1 protein-coding gene is annotated in these 550 nt (G+C 69.8%); it reads right to left on the bottom strand.

From position 1 onward, the window contains the following. A partial coding sequence (locus JMF90_RS39775) for an efflux RND transporter periplasmic adaptor subunit (protein WP_201326621.1) occupies positions 1-550 on the bottom strand: 550 nt, incomplete at both ends.

The following is a 550-nucleotide window of genomic DNA, read 5'->3' on the forward strand; positions in this document are numbered from 1 at the left end:
GCGCCTGCAGCGTGCGGCTGCCCGTGCTGATGCCGGGCAGCACTTCGCGGATGCGGCCGCTGAAATGCCGGGCCGGATCGCCCGCGAACGTCGCGTCGACCGACATTCCCGGCTGCACGTTCAAAGCGAGCGCTTCCGGCACCTCGACGACCAGCCACAGCGTCGCCAGCCCGGCGATCTTCGCGAGCGTCTGGCCGGGCGCGACCATCGCGCCGTCGCGCACGTTCAACTCGCTGACGACGCCCGTCTCCGGCGCGCTCAGCACGACGTGCGTCTGCGCGCGGCCGGTACGATCGAGATTCGCGATCATCCCGTCCGGAATCGACAGCGCGCGCATTCGTGCGCGCGCCGCATCGAGCAGGTTGCCGTCCATGCCGCCGCGCTTCAGCGCGAGATATTCCTCCTGCGGCGCGAGCCAGTCGGGCACGAACAACGATGCGACCGGCGCGCCCTTCGCGATGCGCTGCATCGGCGCGCGTGCATACAAATGGTCGATGTAGCCCGTGACGCGCGACTGCACGACCTCCACGCGCGCTTCGTCGAACTGCGT

It is taken from the genome of Burkholderia sp. E168m23 (assembly GCF_016586125.1).
Lineage (GTDB): Bacteria > Pseudomonadota > Gammaproteobacteria > Burkholderiales > Burkholderiaceae > Burkholderia > Burkholderia orbicola.